The 18,137-nt window shown below is 67.9% G+C and carries 16 protein-coding genes and 6 pseudogenes; 13 read left to right on the top strand and 9 right to left on the bottom strand.

Features of this window, described 5'->3' with window-relative positions; genetic code table 11:
* Positions 1-70: 70 nt before the first annotated feature.
* From OG802_RS00455 to OG802_RS00435, 5 genes and pseudogenes are all read left to right on the top strand, one after another.
* Positions 71-808: an NADPH-dependent F420 reductase gene (locus OG802_RS00455; protein ID WP_329406028.1), complete on the top strand. Its 738-nt coding sequence runs from the start codon at positions 71-73 to the stop codon at positions 806-808.
* A pseudogene (locus OG802_RS00450) lies at positions 805-1,329 on the top strand (NADPH-dependent F420 reductase); the annotation flags it as partial. The gene OG802_RS00455 and the pseudogene OG802_RS00450, both read left to right, overlap by 4 nt.
* A 503-nt stretch (positions 1,330-1,832) precedes the next feature.
* Positions 1,833-2,813 (top strand): GlxA family transcriptional regulator, encoded by a 981-nt coding sequence (locus OG802_RS00445; protein ID WP_329406027.1) that lies wholly within the window; start codon positions 1,833-1,835, stop codon positions 2,811-2,813.
* Positions 2,814-3,578: 765 nt separating this feature from the next.
* Entirely contained in the window at positions 3,579-5,048 is a 1,470-nt protein-coding gene (locus OG802_RS00440) for a non-reducing end alpha-L-arabinofuranosidase family hydrolase (protein ID WP_329406026.1), read from the top strand.
* A gap of 37 nt (positions 5,049-5,085) precedes the next feature.
* Positions 5,086-5,259 (top strand): annotated as a pseudogene (locus OG802_RS00435) (transposase); the annotation flags it as partial.
* A gap of 56 nt (positions 5,260-5,315) precedes the next feature.
* Here the strand turns inward: OG802_RS00435 and OG802_RS00430 are convergent.
* The 6 genes and pseudogenes from OG802_RS00430 to OG802_RS00405 all read right to left on the bottom strand — a co-directional run.
* A complete protein-coding gene (locus tag OG802_RS00430) occupies positions 5,316-5,612 on the bottom strand; it encodes a barstar family protein (protein ID WP_329406025.1) in 297 nt (98 codons plus the stop codon).
* 34 nt (positions 5,613-5,646) lie between these two features.
* Positions 5,647-6,279, bottom strand: coding sequence for an NAD(P)/FAD-dependent oxidoreductase (locus tag OG802_RS00425; protein WP_329416868.1), 633 nt, complete (start codon positions 6,277-6,279; stop codon positions 5,647-5,649).
* Positions 6,280-6,328: 49 nt separating this feature from the next.
* Positions 6,329-6,478 (bottom strand): annotated as a pseudogene (locus tag OG802_RS00420) (NAD(P)/FAD-dependent oxidoreductase); the annotation flags it as partial.
* A gap of 22 nt (positions 6,479-6,500) precedes the next feature.
* Positions 6,501-6,674 carry a rubredoxin gene (locus tag OG802_RS00415; protein WP_329406024.1) on the bottom strand — a complete coding sequence of 58 codons (174 nt, stop codon included), beginning with the start codon at positions 6,672-6,674 and terminating at the stop codon, positions 6,501-6,503.
* On the bottom strand, positions 6,671-6,832 hold the full coding sequence (locus OG802_RS00410; protein WP_329406023.1) for a rubredoxin: 162 nt from the start codon (positions 6,830-6,832) through the stop codon (positions 6,671-6,673). The genes OG802_RS00415 and OG802_RS00410 overlap by 4 nt, the downstream gene beginning before the upstream one ends.
* Positions 6,833-7,032: 200 nt before the next feature.
* Positions 7,033-7,521 (bottom strand): annotated as a pseudogene (locus tag OG802_RS00405) (alkane 1-monooxygenase); the annotation flags it as partial.
* A gap of 363 nt (positions 7,522-7,884) precedes the next feature.
* On the opposite strand from OG802_RS00405, the gene OG802_RS00400 reads away from it, so the two are divergent.
* The 5 genes and pseudogenes from OG802_RS00400 (at position 7,885) to OG802_RS00380 (ending at position 11,991) form a co-directional block, all read left to right on the top strand.
* Entirely contained in the window at positions 7,885-8,883 is a 999-nt protein-coding gene (locus OG802_RS00400; protein WP_329406022.1) for a YdcF family protein, read from the top strand.
* Between the two features lie 44 nt (positions 8,884-8,927).
* Positions 8,928-9,176 (top strand): annotated as a pseudogene (locus tag OG802_RS00395) (ACR3 family arsenite efflux transporter); the annotation flags it as partial.
* Positions 9,177-9,536: 360 nt separating this feature from the next.
* Positions 9,537-10,232 carry a GAF and ANTAR domain-containing protein gene (locus tag OG802_RS00390; RefSeq protein ID WP_329416867.1) on the top strand — a complete coding sequence of 232 codons (696 nt, stop codon included), beginning with the start codon at positions 9,537-9,539 and terminating at the stop codon, positions 10,230-10,232.
* A gap of 414 nt (positions 10,233-10,646) precedes the next feature.
* Positions 10,647-11,435 (top strand): ArsR/SmtB family transcription factor, encoded by a 789-nt coding sequence (locus tag OG802_RS00385; RefSeq protein ID WP_329416866.1) that lies wholly within the window; start codon positions 10,647-10,649, stop codon positions 11,433-11,435.
* 58 nt (positions 11,436-11,493) lie between these two features.
* Positions 11,494-11,991 (top strand): hypothetical protein, encoded by a 498-nt coding sequence (locus OG802_RS00380; protein ID WP_329406021.1) that lies wholly within the window; start codon positions 11,494-11,496, stop codon positions 11,989-11,991.
* A 36-nt stretch (positions 11,992-12,027) separates the two neighbouring features.
* On the opposite strand, the gene OG802_RS00375 is transcribed toward OG802_RS00380, so the two are convergent.
* The 3 genes and pseudogenes from OG802_RS00375 to OG802_RS00365 all read right to left on the bottom strand — a co-directional run.
* Entirely contained in the window at positions 12,028-12,597 is a 570-nt protein-coding gene (locus OG802_RS00375) for a hypothetical protein (protein WP_329406020.1), read from the bottom strand.
* Entirely contained in the window at positions 12,594-12,839 is a 246-nt protein-coding gene (locus OG802_RS00370; protein ID WP_329406019.1) for a hypothetical protein, read from the bottom strand. The genes OG802_RS00375 and OG802_RS00370 overlap by 4 nt, the downstream gene beginning before the upstream one ends.
* 204 nt (positions 12,840-13,043) lie before the next feature.
* Positions 13,044-13,253, bottom strand: a pseudogene (locus OG802_RS00365) (urease accessory UreF family protein); the annotation flags it as partial.
* Between the two features lie 490 nt (positions 13,254-13,743).
* On the opposite strand from OG802_RS00365, the gene OG802_RS00360 reads away from it, so the two are divergent.
* The 3 genes from OG802_RS00360 to OG802_RS00350 all read left to right on the top strand — a co-directional run bounded on the left by OG802_RS00360 (position 13,744) and on the right by OG802_RS00350 (position 18,087).
* Positions 13,744-15,006 carry a glycosyltransferase gene (locus OG802_RS00360; protein ID WP_329406018.1) on the top strand — a complete coding sequence of 421 codons (1,263 nt, stop codon included), beginning with the start codon at positions 13,744-13,746 and terminating at the stop codon, positions 15,004-15,006.
* 369 nt (positions 15,007-15,375) lie between these two features.
* Positions 15,376-16,449 carry an NAD-dependent epimerase/dehydratase family protein gene (locus OG802_RS00355; RefSeq protein ID WP_329406017.1) on the top strand — a complete coding sequence of 358 codons (1,074 nt, stop codon included), beginning with the start codon at positions 15,376-15,378 and terminating at the stop codon, positions 16,447-16,449.
* Positions 16,450-16,755: 306 nt separating this feature from the next.
* Positions 16,756-18,087 carry an SDR family oxidoreductase gene (locus OG802_RS00350; protein WP_329406016.1) on the top strand — a complete coding sequence of 444 codons (1,332 nt, stop codon included), beginning with the start codon at positions 16,756-16,758 and terminating at the stop codon, positions 18,085-18,087.
* Positions 18,088-18,137: the final 50 nt, after the last annotated feature.

The following is an 18,137-nucleotide window of genomic DNA, read 5'->3' as shown; positions in this document are numbered from 1 at the left end:
AGGCGGACCACCACACGGCCATCACCTCGCGCTGCCCGCAGGGGCGGCACAACCCCTTAAGGGACAAATCATGAAAATCACTGTCATAGGCGCTGGCGCCATCGGCGGGAATCTCGCTGCCGAGCTCAGCGCGGCCGGTCACGACGTCCAGGTGGCCGGAGCCCGCGGCCCCAGGGCCGTCCCGGCGGAGGTGCTGGAGTCCGGGGCCCGCGCGGTGGAACTCGCCGACGCCGTCCAGGAGCGGGACGTCATCGTCCTGGCGATCCCGTTCGGGGTGGCGGGCCGGCTGGCCAACCTGTTCGCGTCGGTGCCCGACGAGACGGTGGTCATCGACACCTCGAACTACTACCCCGGCATGCTCAGCGAGCCGATCGAGGCCGTGGACAACGGCCAGGTGGAGAGCGTGTACACGGCCGAGCTGATCGGCCGCCCCGTGGTCAAGGCGTGGAACGCCGCGCTGGCCGAAACCCAGCGGACCAAGGGCGTCCCGGCCGGAACGCCCGGCCGCCTCGCCATCCCCGTCGCCGGCGACTTCGAGGAGGCGCGGAAGGCGGCCATGAGCCTGGTGGACGACACCGGCTTCGATCCCTACGACGCCGGCGCCCTGTCCGACTCCTGGCGCCAGCAGCCCAACAGCCCCGCCTACTGCACCGAGTTGACCCTCGACGAGCTGCCGGCAGCCCTGGCCGCGGCCGACCGCGCCAAGGACGCGGCCATCCGCGACAGCCTGCCGGAACGCTTGGCCGCCCTCGGTGCCAACCCCACCGCCGACGACGTCGTCGAGATGAACCGCGCCGCCCACCGCTGAACCACCCGACACGGCTCTCGCGCGGGCACGGCACAAGAGCGGCAGCGCCAACAGGTCGCGAACACACACGACGAACACGAAGAACACGAAGAACGGCGCTCACTTCGGCAAGGCCGCCATCACCCACTCACCGCCGTGTCCGCGGTCCGCCGCAGCCCCGGTCGCGCCGCGGGTGCCACGCTCCGGAACTCCGGTCACCGACACCGCAGTTCCGTTCTGGACAAGGGAGTTTCACCATGAGGATCGGCATTCTCGGCACCGGGAACATCGGCAAGACGCTGATCAGGCGGTTGAGCGCGGCCGGGCACGACGTGAAGGCGGCCAATTCACGCGGCCCGGAGACGATCGAGGCGGACGTGCTGTCCTCGGGCGGACGAGCGGTGACCGCGGTGGAAGCCGTGGCGGACGTCGAGGCCGTGATCCTCTCCCTTCCCTTCGACCGCATTGCTCAGGTCGCACCGCTGATCGCCACGGTGCCGGCCGACACGGTCGTCATCGACACCTCGAACTACTTCCCGCATCGGGACAGCGGAATCGCGGCGATCGAGGCCGGCCAGGCCGAGAGCGTGTGGGCTGCCAAGCAGCTGGGCCGGTCCATCGTCAAGGCGTGGAACTCGATCGGAGCGGAGTCGTTCGCGGGCAGGAACAAGCCGGCGGGGAGTGCGGACCGCATCGCGCTGCCCGTCGCAGCCGACAGTCCGCGAGAGCGTGACCTGGCCATGGCACTCGTTGAGGACACCGGGTTCGACGCCTTTGATGCGGGCCCGCTCGCGGAATCGTGGCGTCAACAACCGGGCGCACCCGCCTACTGCACGGATCTCACCCGTCAGGAGCTGCCGGACGCACTGGCGGCGGCCGACGCGGCACGATCACCGAAGCGGCGCGACCTCGAGCTCGCCGTGGTCCAGGAACGCTTCGGGGCGGGCGGGCAACCAGACGCGGACTACCTTGTCCGCCTGAACCGCGCAATTGCGCGCGGAGGCAGGGGAGTGGCCGGAGAGCCACCTGTCGTACTATTCGGGCCATGCCGCACCGTGTTGCCGTTCTCGCCCTCGACGGAGTCCTGCCGCTGGACCTGGGCATCCCCGCCCGGGTGTTCAACGAGGCCTGCGAACCGGACGGCACCCGCCTGTACTCCGTCAGCACCTGCTCCCTCGGTGGCCGGCCGGTGCGCACGCACGAGGACTACCGGCTCGTCGTCGACCACGACGAGTCGCTGCTGGACACCGCGGACACCGTCGTACTCGCCACCCAGGAGCCCAGCCGGCACCTGCTCGCCACCGGCACGCTCCCCGGCGAACTGGCCGCGGCGCTGGGGCGGATAGGACCGCGGACCCGCGTCGTCAGCCTGTGCACCTCGGCCTTCCTGCTCGCGGCGGCCGGTCTGCTGGACGGCCGGCGGGCCACCACGCACTGGGCGCTGTGTGACGCGCTGGCACGGCTGTTCCCCGACATCGAGGTCGATCCGGACGTGCTGTTCGTCGACAACGGACGCATTTTGACGTCCGCAGGCGGAGCGGCCGGCATCGACCTGTGCCTGCACCTGGTCCGTTTGGACCACGGGGCGGCGGTGGCCTCGGCCGCCGCGCGGCGCTGCGTGGTGGCACCGTGGCGCGAGGGCGGGCAGGCGCAGTTCATCGAGCACCCCGTTCCGCAGGACACCGACTTCTCCACGTCGGCGACCCGGCAGTGGGCGCTGGACCGACTGGCCGAGCAGGTCACGTTGGAGGACATGGCTCGGCACGCGCACATGAGCGTGCGCACCTTCACCCGGCGGTTCCGCAGCGAGGTGGGCACCAGCCCGCTGAAGTGGCTGGCACAGCGGCGGCTGGCGCACGCGCGCCTGCTGCTGGAGTCCACCGACCTGACGGTCGCGCGGGTCGCCACCGCCTGCGGCTTCGGCGACCCCGTCGCCCTGCGCAAACACTTCCACACGTACGTGGGCCTTTCGCCACTGGCCTATCGTCGCGCCCACCGCGCACGGGAACCGATGACGGAACGCTGACAGCGCCGGTCGCTCAGGTCGGCTCCACGAGAGGGCATCCCGTGTCAACGCACAAAGACCTGGAAGACCTCCCGCGACCTGGCCCATGCAGCCAAGAAGGCGTGACCGCAAACCGCGGGTGCGGACGCCGACGATTCCCCCGCGGTGTGGTCGGTGGCGTGGTGCCGGTCGGCGAGGCGGGCAGCCACCGCCCGGTCCAGGGCGTCGCCGTCAACAGCCCCCGGAACACGCCCGATCGCCGCCGACTACGGTGCGCGCCCGCGCGGCCGGGCCGTCCTCGACGCCGCCCGCACGGACGCCCGTGAACGGGCCCCCGAGGCCCCCGCGCCCGCTCGGCGAGTTCTCGACGCTCCCCGCTTGGCAGACAGCCGCCGCAGGCACACGTCGACGGGACCAGCGTCAGTGAGTGCCACGGGTCCCGCCGCGAGCGCGGGTCGGGCGCCGAGCGGAACCAGAGACTCGGGTGAGCGACCTGGGCGGGGTCCGTAATGACCGCCCAGCCCGGGCCCGCCCCGCTACTTGCCCCTCACGCCAAAGGCCCGTAGAGCCACGGAATTTGAAGCTGCCTGGTTTCAGTCTGCGAACGTTTCTGCCCGCGATTTTCGCGCGAGGTATTGACGCTGATCACCGGAACCCTATTATCCAGTTTGCTCGATACTTCGACCTTTGTTCGGCATGACGAACACAAGGGCCGCACCACACCGGCAACCGGACAGCCCCGACGGGGCGAACCGGAGTCGCTTGCTCAAGGATGACGAGGTCCTTATGCACAGACGTAGTTTCAGTCTCAGACGCCCGTCCGCGGTGCTCGCCGCCGCGGCCGCGGCCCTGGCCGCGTTGGCGGCGCTGCTCGTCGCCAGTCCGGCGCAGGCTGCCGCCACCGGAGAGGTGCGCGGTGTCGATTCCGGCAAGTGTCTCGACGTGTCGGGCTTCAGCCAGGCCGACGGCGCGAACGTGCAGATCTGGGACTGCCACGGTGGGATCAACCAGCAGTGGACGTCGACGGACAGCAACCAGCTGACCGTGTACGGCAACAAGTGCCTGGATGTCCGGGACGGCGGTACCGCGAACGGAACCCCGGTGCAGATCGGGTCGTGCAACGGCAGTGACAACCAGCAGTGGCGGGTGAACGCCGACGGCACGATCGTCGGCGTGCGGTCCGGGCTGTGCCTGGAGGTTGCGGGCTGGGGTAAGACCAACGGCACGGCGGCGCAGATCTGGTCGTGCCACGGCGGCACCAACCAGAAGTGGACCGGCCTGGCCGGGGCGAGCAACTCGTGTGCTCTTCCGTCGACGTACCGCTGGACCTCGACCGGTCCGTTGGCGCAGCCGAAGGCGGGGTGGTCCGCGCTGAAGGACTTCACCAGCGTCGTCTACAACGGCAAGCACGTCGTCTACGCCACGTCGCACAACAACCTCGCCGGTAACGACGGTCGCTGGGGACTGGCGACCTTCAGCCCCTTCACGAACTGGTCCGACATGGCCACCGCCACCCAGACCACGATCCCCTTCGACGGCATCGCGCCGACGCTGCTCTACTTCGCCCCGAAGAACCTCTGGGTGCTCGCCTACAACGGGGGTTGGCCCTACAGCTTCTCCTACCGCACCTCGACCGACCCCACCAACCCCAACGGCTGGGGCCCGCAGCAGGATCTCTTCACGACCACCCTCCCGGACGTGGTGAATCCCGACGGCACGACCCGGAAGAGGGGTCCCCTCGACGTGACCCTGATCGGCGACGACACGAACATGTACATGTTCTTCGCCGACGATGAGGGCGGCATCTACCGCGCCAGCATGCCCATCGGCAACTTCCCGGGCACCTTCGGTTCGTTCACGAAGATCATGAGCGAATCGTCGCTCGACCTGTTCGAGGCGCCGGAGGTCTACAAGGTCCAGGGCCAGAACCAGTACCTCATGATGGTCGAGGCCCAGAACTACACGGGGTACGGTCGCTACTTCCGCGCGTTCACGGCCACCAGCCTCAACGGCACCTGGACACCGTCACCGCAGGCCAACACCGTGACCAGCCCCTTCGCCGGCAGTGCCAACAGCGGCGCGGCCTGGACCAGGGACATCAGCCACGGCGATCTGGTTCGCACCAACCCCGACCAGACCAAGACCATCGACCCCTGCAATCTGCAGTTCCTCTACCAGGGGCGCGACCCCAGCACCGACGGCGGGGACTACGGCCTCCTGCCGTACCGGCCGGGAGTGCTGACACTGCAGCGCTAGAGCGTGTCTCTTTGGTGGGTTGATCAGTTGATCGGATATGCCTGTCCGGTTAGTGATCATCGATGCGATGTGGGACCGGATCGAGCCGCTGATGCCGGCCGATCCGGTCCGGGGACGAAGGTGGGCCGACCACCGCAGAACCCTGGAAGCCATCGCGTGGAAGTACCGCACCTGCTCACCTTGGCGTGACCTGCCGGAGGAACTCGGGCCCACCTTGCTGCCATTCTCATCTGGACCCGGCGCTGAGCAAGGCGTCCGAAGGATTCGTCAGGCCACCCCGTGCACGATGAGCCGGTTCTGCTCTCCGTCAAAGATGCTGGCCAGGACTTTGGCCTCCCGCAGGCTCCCACCGAAGAGACCCCGCCGGTCGACGTGCACGATCAGAATGTCGTGGCTGTCGATTACCTCAGAGATGCCCCGAGTCTCGATCGTGTCCGACCACGCGTCCAGGTTCCGGCCGAACCACTCCGGCAGCCCGCATGGCTCACTCACCGCGTCCCAGAAGTCGTTGAGTGTCTCGATCAGTCGACCACGCAGGTCAACGACCAGCTCGCTATCCGTCATCGCAGCAGACTAACCAGCCCGCACCAGGAGGCACTCACCGGTCAAAGAGACGGGCTCTAGCTGGTGGCGTGACACAGGTCCGGCTCCGGTCTCTGGAAGCGCCCGTGGCGTCGACGACGATGCCGTCCCCCACGGCCAAGCCCGCCCGGGCGGCCAGTTCGGCGTCGGACCGTATGCCGCAGGCGACCAGTACCGTGTGGGCCTGCCGGCTCCTTCCGTCCCGGGCGGTCGCCACGAGCGCGCCGCCCCGCGGGGCGAGTCCCGTGAGCGTGACGCCGGTGTGCACCCGGGTGCCGTGGCTCCGGTGAAGCCGCAGGACGGCGCGGCGCAGCGGGGCGGGCAGCGACCGCCGCAAGGGCTCCGCGCCGGATTCCAGGACGGTGACCCCGATGCCCTTCGAGCGGGCGCTCGCCGCGACCTCCAGGCCGAGTGGTCCCGCACCGATGACCAGCAGCGGGCCGCCGGACTCCAGGTCGGCGCGGAGTGCGGGCACGTCACCGAGGCCGCGCAGGGTGTGGACGTGGTCGTGCCCGGCGGCGTACGGCAGGCGGCGCGCGCGTCCTCCGGTGGCCAGCAGCAGCCGGTCGTACGGCACTCGGCTTCCGTCGGAGCACTCCAGGACGCCGTCGGCGATGCCCGTGGCCTTGGTGCCGGCGTGCCGTTCGATGCTGCCCAGTTCCTCCCCGGCCGTCTGCGGTTTCAGACGGAGTTGTTCGGGCGTCAGGCGGCCCTGAAAGGAGGTCCTTGGACAGCGGTGGCCGTCGGTGGGGGGTGGGGTCGTCGCCGATCAGGAGGAGGCGGCCGGCGAAGCCCTCCTGGCGCAGGGTGAGCGCCGCGGTCGCGCCGGCGATGCCGGTGCCGACCACGGCGACGGTGCGCGGCGCGGTCTCAGGCACGGGAGGCCTCGACCATCCGGAAGTCGGCCTTGGCTGCTCCGCAGTCGGCGCGGGACCAGTCGTCCGGGATGTCGTCCCAGCGGGTGCCGGGGGCGATGCCCTCGTAGGGCCAGCCCTGCGCCTCGTCGTAGACGAAACCGCACACCAGGCATTCCCAGATCTTCATGGCAGCTCCTCGAAGTCGATCTTCTCGCGGACCCCGCAGTCCGGGCAGGGCCAGTCTTCGGGTATGTCCGTCCAGGACGCTTTGGCGGGGAAGCCCTCGGGTGGGGCGCCCGCCCGTTCCTCGTACACGTAGCCGCACGGGCACGCGTAGCGGCCCATGTGCGGCTCCCGTGGCGGGTGAAGAGTCCGGCTCCGGTGCGCGGGTGGACGTTGGCCCGGGTGAGGTCACCGTCGTAGTGGGCGAGGAGTCTGGGGTCCATGACCCGGCGCCACAGCGGCGGCACGACGGCGAGCAGGATCATGCCGGCGTAGCCGGTGGGCAGTTGAGGGGACTCCTCGAAATGGCGCAGGGCCTGGTAGCGGCGGGTGGGGTTGGCGTGATGATCGCTGTGCCGTTGCAGGTGGTAGAGGAAGACGTTGGAGGCGATGTCGTCGCTGTTCCAGCTGTGCTGCGGGGTGCAGCGTTCGTAGCGGCCCGAGGCGGTCCTTTGGCGCAGCAGTCCGTAGTGCTCGAGGTAGTTGACGATCTCCAGCAGACAGAAGCCGATGACTGCCTGGACGGCCAGATACGGCAGCACGTCCACGCCGAACGCGGCGGTGAGCGCGGCGAAGAGGACCGCTGACATCGCCCACGCGCCGAGCACGTCGTTGTGCGGGGTGTACGGGCTCCTGCCCAGCCGCCTGAGCCGCTGCTTCTCCAGGTGCCAGGCCGAGCGGGCGCTGCCGTGGACCGAGCGGGGCAGGAACCGCCAGAAGGACTGGCCGAGGCGGGAGCTCGCGGGATCCTCGGGAGTGGCGACCCGGACGTGGTGGCCGCGGTTGTGCTCGATGGAAATGTCCCGCGGCAACCGCCACGCTGCCTGGCACAACCACCGCGCCTCGCAGATAGCAGGCGGGTACGCACGGGCGGTCGCCGGGTCACCGCGCGGGCCGGGACGTGGTTCAGATTTTGGGCGTCGCCTACAGCGACCGCGACGTGCTGGAGTTCTTGCGCCAGGTCGGAGTGTCCCGCGGTATTCGGTCGAGCTGAATCGCCCGTAAGTCCAGGACTGTTCGCCGACATGGGGCTATGAGGCGCCCGCGTTCGGCGCACTCCAGCAGGTCTGGGATGATGGCCGGCAGTTGTGCGTGCCGTCCGGATCCCGGGGCGGCGAGAGACGGGCGGGCACAAGCAGGGGCCTGGCGGGCGGGGGAGCGGAGCGGTGCGGCACATGCCGGAGTACCCGGAATATCTCGCCGCGGTCGCCTTCGCGGCGGGCGGCGCCGTCAGCGCACTGCTGGCGCCGCACCGGTTCTCCGCCGCTGTCCTGTTCTGTCTCGCGGTGACCTCTGCCGGGCTGGGTGTGGCCGGGCACGGTGCGGCAGCTCACCCGGCCGTCGTCACCGTCCTCGCCGTCGCCGCCCTGCTCCTGGCGCTCGCGGTGGGCCTGCTGCTGGTGGCCGACGGCGTTCTTCTGGTCCGGCGCTACGGACCGCAGGCCGCCCTGCTGACGACCGGGGCTGCCGGCTGCGCGGTGCTGGCGGTGCTCGGCCTTGACGCGGTCTTCCATGCGGTCGGCGGCGAGGTGTTCGGCACCCTGGTGGTCGCTGTGAACGCGGCCGCGGGATACCTCACCCTGCTCTTCCTGGTCTTCGCCGGCTATGTGTTCGTCCGGGGCCGCGGCGCCCCTCCACCGGAAACCACCCATGTCATCGTGCTGGGCGCAGGGCTCGACGGCGACCGGCCCGGTCCGCTGTTGACCCGCAGGCTGGAGCGCGCCCTCGCTCTCGGTGGCGCCCGCGTACCGGACATGCCTGGTGTGGTCTTCGTCGTCTCGGGCGGCCAGGGTGACGACGAGGTCCGCTCCGAGGCGGAGGCGATGGCCGACTATCTGCGCGAACGCGGAGTGCCCGCCGACCGGATCGTGTGCGAGGACCGCTCCGTCAACACCGGGGAGAACCTCCGCTTCAGCGTGGCCCTCATGGACGGCACCGCTCCCGGCCGCCGTGCCACGGTGGTCACCAGCGGCTTCCACGTCTACCGCACGACCCTGCTGGCCCGCCGCGTCGGCGTGCCTGTGCACGTCGTGGGCGCGCCGACGTCCCCCGCCTACTGGCTGGCCGCGACCCTGCGCGAATTCGCCGCCGTCCTGTGGATGGACCGCCTCCTCTTGATCGGACTCAGCCTGCTGCTGGCGGTGCCGGTGGCGACGGCTGTCTTCGCGCGCTGAAGCGCCGGCCGCTGCCCCCGCCGGAGTTTCGTGGCCGCCGCACCGGCACCTTCCTGCTCGGCAAGGGCCTCGGGCTGGCCTACGACCGCACCGCGACGCTGGCATTCACCGCGGCGGCCAATACCTTCGAGCCGGCCATCGCGGTCGCCATCGCCGCCTTCGGCGTCACCTGCGGCCAGGCTCTGTCCGGCGTCGTCGGCCCGCTCATCGAGGCGCCGGTGCTGATCGGCCTGGTCCACGTCGCTCTCGCCTGGCGGGGGAAGTTCGCCGCCGACGCGGTGACGACGGCCCCACATCACGATTCCTGCCTGGTGTCGGACAACGACTGCGGTTGCGTCGTCACGGTGTGGGTGTGTCCCCTCGACGTGCCCTGCCAGCGCTGTGCTCACCGAAGAAGGAAGGGCGTCGGCGAAGTCTGTCCTGATCCGACCGACACTGTCCCGGGGGGCATGAACATGGCGGAGCCATCTCCGATCGTGCAGGTCCTGCTCCGACCCAGGTCGTGATGAGCGACCCGATGCCCCGCCTGGCAGTTCGCCTCGTGCGCGCGTGGTGCGGGCCCGATCCGTGCGACCACGGTCGAGTAGCGTGGATGGGGCACGTGCCGTCTGCGGTGGGGCGACGGAACCGGCGGAAGGAGGCGGGTGGTGGAGTTGGAGTGGCGTGATTTCGCCGAGGCCATGGCCGAGCTCGCGCGGAACCTGCTCGCGCAGGACTCGGTGCAAGGGACGCTGGAGGAGATTGCCGCGTCGGCCGTGAGACTGGTAGACGGCTGTGACGCGGCCGGGATCCTGGCGGTGCGCAAGGGAAGGTCCGTCACCCTGGCTTCATGCGGAGACATGGTCAAAGAATCCGACCGTCTCCAGGGGGAACTGGCCGAAGGACCGTGCTTCGATCTCGCCCGCCGGGCCGCAGACGGGGAGCGCGTATTCCGGATCGCGGACATGACACGGCCCCAGCGCGCCTGGCCGCGGTTCGCCGAGGCGGCCGCCGAGCTGGGCATCGGCAGCATGACCGGCGTACTGCTGTACACCCACGACCAGGACTTCGGTGCCCTGAACCTGTACGCCCGCCGGCCGGGGACGTTCGGGAAGGACATTGAGACGGCCGGTTGGCTGTTGGCCTCCCACGCCGCAGTTGCCCTGGCCGACGCTCACGCGGTCGACCAGCTCGAGGAGGCCATGAAGTCCCGGCACGCCATCGGCGAGGCCATGGGGATCCTCAGGGAACGCCACCACCTGAGCGAAGAGGAAGCGTTCAACGTGCTGCGCCGAATCTCCCAGCACCACAACGTCAAACTGCGCGACATCGCCCAGATGGTCCGAGACGAACGCACCGATCAATCGTGATATCCGCCCCGAGCTGTCTCCTCGGCCCCCGGTGACGGGACAGGGCCGTCCGACAGCCGGACCTGACACATCCGCCCGATGAGGTCCGCCCGCCGCATGCCCGATGTGGCCCTCACCCCACGGGGCGGGCACCGCCCGGGGATGGACGGCAACGCCGGTGGCGGACTTCCAGCGTGCCTGCGAGACTCTCGGACTCCCTCACCGGGAGCGACGGCACTGTTTCCAGGGCACGGCTCACCGGCACGCAGATCGCGGACGGCTTGGCGAGCGACCCCCTCCAGAGCGCCAGTCTCCGAAGCCGACCGCACAGATGACATGGGGCGGGTGCATCGAGCGTGGTCTGTGCCTGCGGGCCGTTGACAATAGGCAGGTGAATACCTGCATAATGTGGGTGTGAACCTCGAAGCAGCAGCGATCGACTCGGTGTTCAAGGCGCTCGCCGATCCCACCCGGCGGCTCCTGCTCGACCGGCTGCGCGAGCACAACGGACAGACGCTGCGTGAACTGTGCGAGCGTCTTGACATGGCGCGCCAGTCGGCGACGCAGCACCTGGACGTCCTCGTGCGGGCCAACCTCGTCACCGTCGTGCGGCGCGGGCGGGAGCGGCTTCACTACCTGAACCCGGCCCCGATCCACGAGATCGACGAGCGCTGGATCTCCGGATTCGACAAAGTCCGCCTGCAAGCGATCAGCGCCATCAAACACCAGGCAGAGGAGTACGCCATGACCAACGCACCCCCGACGGTGCCGGACTACGTCTATGTCACCTACATCCACGCCGGTGCCGAGCAGGTGTGGCAGGCCCTTACCGACGCCGACCTGACGGCCCGCTACTGGGGACACGCGAACGTCTCGGACTGGCAGCCTGGATCCGCCTGGGAGCACCGGCGAGCCGACGGCTCGGGCAAGACCGACGTGGTGGGTCGCGTCCTGGAAGCCATGCCCCCGACCCGGCTGGTCATCACCTTCGACGACGCCCCCGATGCCCCGTCGCCGGGAGAGCCCTCGGTGGTCACCTTCCTCGTCGAGCCGCACCAGGACATCGTCCGCCTCACCGTGACCCACGAGAGGCTCCCCAACCGCGAAATGCTGGACGGCATCTCGGCCGGCTGGCCGGCCGTGCTGGCCAACCTCAAGTCGCTGCTGGAGACCGGCGAGGTCCTGCCGCAAGCGCCCTGGGAGATGACCCGCGCCCACACCTGAGCCGCACCTCTCAGGCCTCGGTCCATTCCGTATACGCCCGCACAGGCAGGTGCCACACATGCAGGACGCCGGCTCACTCCAGGACGCCTACCGAGCACTGCTCGACGCCGCCGCCACCGTGGCCGGCGCCGACGACCCCGACCCTGTCCCACCGGACGGCGAGTGGAACGCCGACGAGATCCTCGCGCACGTCTCTCTGGTCAGCGCGGCCACCATCGCCGCCGTCGCAGGCATCGCAGCCGGGGCCAACACGACGTACGACAACCGGATCGCCCTCGACACCTGGACCATCCGGCACGCCATCACGCACGCCGGAGGCAACGCCGGTCTGCAGGACCGCATCCGCGGACAAGCAGCCGCCCTGGGCGCACTCACCGCACGTGCGGCGCTCAGCGACGCCGAACTCGGCACCCTGGTGCCCGCCCGGCTCCTGTCCCACGACACCCTCCTCGTCGATCAGCCGATGGCGCTGCGCGACATCGTCACCGGACTGGCGCAGGCAGAACTGCCCGGCCACACGGATCAGCTCCTTGCCCTCCTCTCCGGGCGGCCATGACCGAGTCCCGGCGGTGACCATGACAGGTCGCCTCTCCTACCCTGCCGACGCAAGGCTGCGCTTCGCCGCAGAGGAGATATGACGTCGGGTGATCTTGGCGATCTCGTCCCAAAAGGGCTTGGCGGTGAGGTAGGTGCCGAGTGCGGCGAGAACGCCCAGGGACACGTCGACGCTGAGGCGCCCCTGCTCGGCCCAGTAGACGTCCTGCAGATCCAGCAACAGAGCGAACTCGTCGGTGATCAGGGCAGCTCCGGCACCGTACGCCGCAGCGACCGCTGGGTGGCCCACGGCCCTGTCGTCACCGCGTACGGCGACCAGGCCGACACAGGCGAGGGTCGCGATACCGAAGTTGTAGTGGTGCAGGTGTTCGCCGCCGGCGGAGACGTTGCCCCAGGGGAGCCACCCGCCCCGGATGCCATGGGTGATCAGGCGTACCGTTCCCCACGTCGCGCCGAAAGACCCCCACGTGACGATCAGCGACTGCTTGGTCGGGGTGAGGTTCCGATCTGCGGCCTCGCGCCATCGCTCCACCAGCCGCGGTCGGTCGGACGAGCGTCCCACGGCCAGGCCCGCCCGGTGGGGCCCTCCGTTGGTGCGCCCGCTCACGCCCGCCGCTTCCCGCGTTCGGCGTCGGTCGGCACACCGGCGAGGCTTGTACCGACCGCGGCTGCCACCTTCTCCATACAGCGCGGGCAGTAATCCTCGCGCTCCAGCGCGGCCTCGAGTGTGAGGGTCGGCCGGCCGGTCAACGGCTTGCCGCACAGAGCGCTGCCGCCGCGTTCGAGAACATGCCAACACCGTCCCGAGCCGGTCACCGTTGTCGTTCGTTCGGCGCGCATGTGATGCATCAGCCACCTCCCGCACGCATGGGTCGCGCTTCACCCATCATGAGACAGTGCATTCGTCCGAACGGCGTCCTGGACTCGCCGAACGGGTGAATCACCGCAGCCAGGCGCGCACGTTGTGCAGACCTGCCGCCCGCAAGTGGCCCGGCATTGCGCCGGACCGGGCCGTGGCCGGACTTCTGATCAGGGTCTCCGACGAACACCCCCGAAGGTGGCGCGGGCGGCGCGCATCATCTGTCGGCCGGGCCTGCGGGCGACGGTGCGCAGTGCGGGGGCGGGGGTGCGTGCGTCGGCAGCGGCGTCGAGCAGCAGCGGGTCGTATCCGGCTGCGGCTGCGGCGGCCAGGGCGGCCGTCGTCAGACCGGTGGTGTGCAGGCGCCCGCGGTAGAACGCCTCCAGGCTGTCGGTGTCGTGGACGGCCTTGGGAGCACATCCTCGGGGTCGGCCGCGACCTGGTCGCTGCTGTGGACGTAGATGGCCTCCACTTCACCACCATCCACCCGGTCGGAACAGTCACCGGCAGAGCATGGAGTCGAGAACCCAAAAGACCAAAAAGGCCAAGTAAACAGTTAATAGCTTGATGCAATTGATCTGGGCGGCTCATCACGTATGGAATATCTGTTCTGACTCACCCCTTAGAGGTAGCCGAGGCGTAACGCATCATGCAGTGGCTCCATAATCAAATTCAATGAGCCCCGCAAGGACATAATTGTTTCGCTCAGAATGACCGCTGTGCACGAGAGGCCGGGATGACTGCCCACCCGACGGATCTGTTACGGCGCTCGTATGCCCTGCCTTTCTGTACCACTACCGACTACGACAGTTACAGCTACAGGCCGCCGCCACGTGCCCACCGCCGAAAAGCGTGACAAGGAGAGCGATGCCGCCCAGAATTACCATCGTTTCGGTGGGACTTCGCGGAGACACCCAGCCGCTTGCCGCTCTGGGAGTGGGTCTGCAGCGCAGGGGTTTCGCCGTTCACATGATCGGTGCCCCCCGATACGCCCATACACTGGCCGGAACCGGCGTGGAATTCAGTGCTCTAGAACCGGACTTCGAATCGTTGCTCCTGACGCCCGACGGGCAGCGATGGTTGTCTTCAGGAGAGAACTCGCTGTCGTTCGCGCGGTGGATGCGACAGGTGGTCGGATCCGCCTTGGATCGTTTGCTGAACGGAATCTCCACAGCGGCGCAGCCCAGTGACTGCGTCATCTACTCCACTTTTGCACTGCCTGCGGAAAGTCTCGCCGAACGTTGGGGAGTCCCTTCGTTCCTGGCTTCGTGCATGCCGGCCCACCCAACGCGCGCATTTCCCGCTATCGGCTTCCGTCGGCCCTTGGGGCCGATCGGGAACGTGCTAAGTCTGAGCGTCAGCGAGCAGGTCTTGTGGCAGGTATTCCGCACACGCATCAACTCATGGCGAAAGAGCCGCCTTGACCTTCCTTCATGGCCATTCACGGGTCCATTGGCGCAGCGGCGTCGGGAAATGCGGCCCACGCTCTACTGTTACAGCCCTTCGGTTCTTCCCGCTCCCCATGACTGGCCGTCGACGGCTCACGTGACGGGGTATTGGCAGTTCGATCCCCCTCGCGGGTGGGCACCTCCCTCCGCGCTGTCGGCATTCCTCAACGCTGCCGGGCCACCGGTCGTGTACGTCGGTTTCGGCAGCATGGTCACCGATGCCCCCCAGCGCCGCTACGAGATGGTCCGCAGTTCACTTCTCAAGGCTGGTGTACGCGGAATCCTGCTCGGCGATCCGGAGACGATGCCCTCCGACGATCTCCTGCAGGTGGTGTCGAGCATTCCTCACACATGGCTCTTTCCGCGTATCTCCGCTGCCGTCCACCACGGAGGACCCAGCACTGTAGGCGCCGGCCTGACAGCGGGGTTGCCTGCGGTCACCTGTCCACACTTCATTGACCAGCCCTTTTGGGCAGCGCGCGTGCACGCCTTGGGGGCTGGACCTCGCCCGCTGCCCGCGTCACGCCTGACGTCTCTCAAGCTGGCCGTAGCCATCGAGCAAGCGGTGACTGATCGGACCATGCGCCACAGAGCTGAGCAGCTCGGCCAGCGTCTGCGCCAGGAGTCCGGCATCCAGGTGGCCTGCGACATCGTGGAGCGCTCCCTGGACGCCCCGAGGGCTTTGGCGGTCGGCCGAGAAGGGGACTAAAGGCACACCGAAGGCTGTCAACCTGTTCAGGTCGGCACCCTCTCAACGGGACCCGGTCGCTGCGGAGAAGCCCTCACCATCCGTACCGCATGGTCCTGGGGCGAAGACGAAGGTCAGGTTGAATCAACACCATACGGTCCGGGTAAGCAGGCGAAAGACGGCCGTATGGCGTCAAGGTTCATTTGGCGCCTCTGGCTGGATGGCACGGCCTACGAGCGTCGAAAAGACAAACCACAACCACGCGGTATTGGCGGTCCATTTGCCGATTGGCTGGGGCCAACCAGGACAATTCCTTGACCCAATCCATCGCATATGTGAGGGCAGTCGGGAATGACAGCAGTGACTGGATGAACGGCAGATGCTGCGGATGTGTCGAGAACCTGGCGGCTCACCCGCCATCGGGTTCCGGCAGGTGAAATGCAAGAGGAAGGCAACGCAATGCCCGGAGTATTCATCACCGGTGTCGCTGGATTTTTGGGTAGCCATATCGCGCAGCGGTTTCGTGACCTGGGATGGGAGGTGTGCGGGATTGATAATTTGTCGGGAGGGCGAGTATCGAACGTCCCGGAAGGTGTTAGGTTTGAGGTCGCCGACTGCCTGGACCGAGGCGCTTATCTGCCGCTGATGGCCGGCTCGGTTCTCGTTTACCACTGCGCCTCTGCAGCGTACGACGGCCTAAGTGTCTTCTCGCCCGCGCTGGTTTTCAAGAACACCGCCCAAGCCACCGTCGATGTGGCGAGCGCCGCGATCGCTTCAGGCGTGGAGCGATTCGTCTACTGCTCCTCCATGGCTCGGTACGGCGCTCTGAGAGCTCCGTTCACCGAGGATATGGAGCCACGGCCGGTTAATCCATACGGCATGGCGAAGCGCGTATCCGAGCAGGTCGTCCAGAACCTTTTCGAGACACATGGGGGTACGTACTCGATCGCAGTACCGCACAACATCATCGGACCGCGCCAGCGTTATGACGATCCGTACCGAAACGTCGCGTCGATCATGATCAATCGCATGCTTCGCGGCCTTCAACCGATCATCTACGGGGACGGTTCGCACCTACGTTGCTTCAGCTTCATCCAGGACGTGTTGTTCTGCCTCGAACGGATGGGCACAACCGCGGAAACCGCCGGCGAGACGATCAATATTGGGCCGGATGAAGAGGCCGTTTCGATCCTGGAGTTGGCGGAACGGATCGCGGACCTGCTCGGCTTTCCCCTCGATCCGATCTTCGTGCCGGACCGGCCCTTGGAAGTCCGCGTAGCGACATGCAGTGCGGACAAGGCGCGCAAGCTGCTGGGGTACAAGACGTCCACGTCATTGAACGATGGCTTGCGCAGCCTCATCTCGTGGATCGAAGGCCAGGGGACGGCCGAGTTCAGCTACGGCTGGGAAATCGAGATCCAGAACGATGCAACACCGGTCACCTGGCTGAACAAGCTTATCTGACATGGCGCATGGAAGGGATCTCACTGACGCTGAGGGGCGTTGATCCGAGTCCCAGCGTTGATGTGGAAAGGCTCTTGGCGGCGCGGACGACGGAGAAGGGCATGGCGCCGGGGGAGCGCGGGTGGGAGTGATCGCGATGTCCGTCAATCCGGGCTTCATGGCCCTCGCGGCATTCAGCGAGGTTGAGCGCGCCGCTGGTGCCGTCGGCGCACTCGCCGCGCTCGGCTCGCCGTTTCGAGCGCCGTGGGTTTCCTTGACGACCACGTCGGAGGGACCAGTGAGCTTGTGGACTTGACGCTGGGACGCATGGAAGTGAGATTCCGCCGCGCCTTGCGCTTTTCAACAGACCGGGCGTGCGCCGACTCCGGGCCGACGCCGATGGTGGAGCCCTGTTGCCAGACGAGCACAGAGAAGGAAAGAAAATACTGCAAGTCACATTACAGTAATTTTGTGAATACGCTGAGTTACGCCATTCTTGATACCGTGACCTTGCTGATTACCGGAGCTACAGGTTTCCTGGGCTCAAGAGCGCTGTATGAACTGCTGACGACGTGCGGGCATGACGCCGTGGTCCTGGGGCGCGGTTCACCTGCCTCGTTGCGGGCAAGGGTGCTGGCGGTGCTGGAGGCGGTATCGGGGCGGTCGCTGCGTGATGAGGAGCGAGCCAGGCTGCGTTGCGTCAGCGGTGATGTGACGTCTCCCTATCTTGGGCTGGCCCCGGCGCTGTACAGGAGTCTCGCGGCTCAATGCCGAGCGGTATGGCACTGCGCAGGCGATATCGCTCTGGCAGGAGAGCGGGAACGATTGTTCGCCGTGAATGCCCGGGGCACCGCCGAGATGCTGACTTTTACCGACCAGACGGATCCGTCGTGCCGATTGGTGCACATGAGCACTATGGCCGTCGCCGGCGGAATGCCCACCGGAGTGGTTCTTGAAGACCACCTCAGCGACGCGTACGACTTCGAGACGAATTATGACTGGTCGAAGTATGAGGCGGAGAAACTGGTGAGACAGTGGGCCCAGCGGCGTGGCCGGGATGCGATCGTCCTCCGGCCGAGCGTGGTCACCAGCGATCAGAAACTCGGGGCGGGAGCACCGTCCCACCCGCTGGGGGTATTGGGACAACTCATCGACACCATCGCACGCACCGGAGGGCCTGGGATTCCCGCCTCCGCGGAGCGTAGCCCCGCCGTGGGCGTGCGGCTGCGGCTGCCGGTTCCGCCGGACGTGACGTTCAACCTCGTTCCCGATGCGTACGCGGTGAAGGCCATGCTGCGTGTGGCCCATGACAGTGCTCCGGTCACCGGCGTGCGCGCCTTTCACATCGTTCATCCGGTGGAGACGTCGGCGCGGCAGATCGCGTCGGCGATCGAGGCTCTTCACCCCGGCCTGTCCGTGTCCCTGGTCGATGAGGTCGTCGATCCCACCCCGGCCGAGAGCTTCGTTGCTGCCTCGCTCCCCGGGTTTTTGAACTTTCGGCATCGGCGGACCTATGACCGGACGAACACCCTGGCAGTGACGCCCGGCTTGGCCGACCCAACCCCGATCGATCATTCCTATCTAGTGCGTGCGCTCACGCCCTCAGACAGTCGCGAGGACGCGTACGTGCCGCGCAGCCAGCACCCGGTCGCCTCGTAAAGCGTCCGGAGCCGCGGTCGTCGGCGCTCGATCCGGCACATTCCTCTCCC

This window comes from Streptomyces sp. NBC_00704, assembly GCF_036226605.1.
In the GTDB taxonomy this organism is placed as follows: Bacteria; Actinomycetota; Actinomycetes; order Streptomycetales; family Streptomycetaceae; genus Streptomyces.
This window is presented reverse-complemented; position numbering and strand designations above follow the sequence as displayed.

Bases quoted from the DNA above. Each gene is read 5' to 3' on its own strand.
- OG802_RS00455 (WP_329406028.1), top strand. From the start codon at position 71: ATGAAAATCACTGTCATAGGCGCTGGCGCCATCGGCGGGAATCTCGCT.
- OG802_RS00445 (WP_329406027.1), top strand. From the start codon at position 1,833: ATGCCGCACCGTGTTGCCGTTCTCGCCCTCGACGGAGTCCTGCCGCTG.
- OG802_RS00440 (WP_329406026.1), top strand. From the start codon at position 3,579: ATGCACAGACGTAGTTTCAGTCTCAGACGCCCGTCCGCGGTGCTCGCC.
- OG802_RS00430 (WP_329406025.1), bottom strand. From the start codon at position 5,612: ATGACGGATAGCGAGCTGGTCGTTGACCTGCGTGGTCGACTGATCGAG.
- OG802_RS00415 (WP_329406024.1), bottom strand. From the start codon at position 6,674: ATGAAGATCTGGGAATGCCTGGTGTGCGGTTTCGTCTACGACGAGGCG.
- OG802_RS00410 (WP_329406023.1), bottom strand. From the start codon at position 6,832: ATGGGCCGCTACGCGTGCCCGTGCGGCTACGTGTACGAGGAACGGGCG.
- OG802_RS00400 (WP_329406022.1), top strand. From the start codon at position 7,885: ATGCCGGAGTACCCGGAATATCTCGCCGCGGTCGCCTTCGCGGCGGGC.
- OG802_RS00380 (WP_329406021.1), top strand. From the start codon at position 11,494: ATGCAGGACGCCGGCTCACTCCAGGACGCCTACCGAGCACTGCTCGAC.
- OG802_RS00370 (WP_329406019.1), bottom strand. From the start codon at position 12,839: ATGCATCACATGCGCGCCGAACGAACGACAACGGTGACCGGCTCGGGA.
- OG802_RS00350 (WP_329406016.1), top strand. From the start codon at position 16,756: ATGGAAGTGAGATTCCGCCGCGCCTTGCGCTTTTCAACAGACCGGGCG.